The following is a 1,922-nucleotide window of genomic DNA, read 5'->3' as shown; positions in this document are numbered from 1 at the left end:
TCATGAGAAAGCCCATATAAATGGGTAATGTACAAGTTGCTGTAGAAGCATGTTTAATTCGTCTGATCACAGATACTTTATAAAGTATTTTAATACTTTTTTGAATCCGTCAATGCGTAAGTCCTATTAAAATTAGATTTCTGGTGTGATTATGATGCAATTTTTTAAATGTATGTTTGGCATACATGGATTAAGTAAAAAGCATCAATGTATAGATGGTGAAATTGAATACTGTCAAAATTGCTTTAAAATCAATCTTATAAAATAATTGTTAAATAAACATAGGTAAATCTGGGCACTGGTGCTATAGTGTGTTTGATCGAATCCGTAAGCGGAACGGTAGTGTTTGAGTTGTTAATGGAATTGCGTATTCCCTCCAATCTGGTGCTAAAGCATCGAATTCAAACAGTTAACGCATAGCATGAATTCGCATCATGCCGATCAAGGGAAGCCTACAGCTATTCGTGGGTTTCCTTAAAATTCTAAAGATACTAATCTGATTTTTATCTATTTTTTCAAGCTACTGTAAATATCATAAGTTTAAATTTTTCTTAAGTGAACAATCTCCAAAATCAAAGTTGGTTTTATTTTTAATACTATTCTGTTTACAAAAGCTCATTATATGAGTCAATAAATGAACATATCTAACGGCTGGACTACTGCTTCAGCAACTAACGGTGATGAAATTCGTGTGAATATTATTCCGTTAAAAAAAATTCAAAGCAATTTGAATGGTAAAACCTTAGTTGAAGTTGCTAAACAAGTTGTCTTAGAATCAGGACAAAAGTTAACTTTAAATATTGATGGTAAATCTTTTTATACTGAACTAAATAAACTATATAAATTGTATTTTTAAACTCTCACTCTTAAACCTGAACAACTTAGAGCTAAAATTTTTTAATTAAATTATTTATAAATTAATTATTTATTTTCTTAATTTTTTCAAGAACTCTAAATTAAATATTATTAAAGGAAATTATTATGTCAAATTTAACTACAGGCACTGTTAAGTGGTTTAACGATACTAAAGGCTTCGGTTTCATCGCGGCTGATAATGGCGAAGAAGTTTTTGCTCATTTTTCTCAAATCATTTCAGGTGGTTTCAAATCACTTGCTGAAGGTCAGCGTGTACAGTTTAGCGTATCAAAAGGTCAACGTGGTTTCCAAGCGAGTGAAATCGTTGGGATTGATGGCTAATACATGGATAATTTATTAAACAAAGTAATGTTAGATGTGGTTGATCAACATGGCGCTGTCTATACACTAGAAGCTATGTGCGAAAAATCATCTGATGAGCCAAATAGTTTTGGTGATTGCGTCCGTTATCTAAATATAGAAGATGAAATAATTAAGCCTAGCTTTGATATGCATTTCTACAGTGATAAAACTGGAAAAATATTTAAGTTATTTTAATTTTTACATGCAATTAAATTAACCTCCTCCGGGAGGTTTTTTATTGGGTGAAATATGGAACTTGATGCCTATAAAAACCTAACTAAAAAGATTCCGCCTAAAAAGAAACCACGTTCCAGGCCACTACCTAAAGCCAGTGAAAAATACTTAGAAGCATTCGAGCGGTTAAAAGAAATATTAGATCGGATGAAAATGAAATATGAAGAATACTTTCATTTCAAAAGTACGAAAAATTGGCGTTTTGACTTGCACCTGATTGAACATCGGATGTTAATTGAAATCGCAACAGGTCCGTGGTCTGGTGGTCGTAAAGGCAATATTGCTACCAAGGCTTGGAGTGTAGATCGTTATGACCATGCTGAAGAATTGGGGTATCGATTTCAGTGTGCCGCAGCAAGCGGCGTAAGAGATGAGGGTATGGCCCCTCGCTATCGGCTTGCAGGAGCAGGTAGCAAACCACCATAAGCGGCTTGGATCAAAAGTCCCGGTCGTGAGCGTTATGGAAAAGG

The 1,922-nt window shown here is 33.8% G+C and carries 4 protein-coding genes; all 4 read left to right on the top strand.

Going from position 1 to position 1,922, the window contains the following annotated elements; all coding sequences use genetic code 11:
- Nucleotides 1–634: 634 nt before the first annotated feature.
- On the top strand, nt 635–856 hold the full coding sequence (locus FTV09_RS17620) for a transposase (protein WP_067766975.1): 222 nt from the start codon (nt 635–637) through the stop codon (nt 854–856).
- A 125-nt stretch (nt 857–981) separates the two neighbouring features.
- Nucleotides 982–1,197, top strand: a complete 216-nt coding sequence (locus FTV09_RS17615; RefSeq protein ID WP_067766972.1) for a cold-shock protein — start codon at nt 982–984, stop codon at nt 1,195–1,197.
- Between the two features lie 3 nt (nt 1,198–1,200).
- On the top strand, nt 1,201–1,413 hold the full coding sequence (locus FTV09_RS17610) for a hypothetical protein (RefSeq protein ID WP_067766969.1): 213 nt from the start codon (nt 1,201–1,203) through the stop codon (nt 1,411–1,413).
- 54 nt (nt 1,414–1,467) lie between these two features.
- Nucleotides 1,468–1,878, top strand: coding sequence for a hypothetical protein (locus FTV09_RS17605; RefSeq protein ID WP_257222940.1), 411 nt, complete (start codon nt 1,468–1,470; stop codon nt 1,876–1,878).
- Nucleotides 1,879–1,922 lie beyond the last annotated feature (44 nt).

It is taken from the genome of Acinetobacter sp. YH12227, assembly GCF_013417785.1.
In the GTDB taxonomy this organism is placed as follows: Bacteria; Pseudomonadota; Gammaproteobacteria; order Pseudomonadales; family Moraxellaceae; genus Acinetobacter; species Acinetobacter gandensis.
Note: the sequence above shows the minus strand (reverse complement) of the source record. Positions and strands in the feature narration are given on the sequence as shown.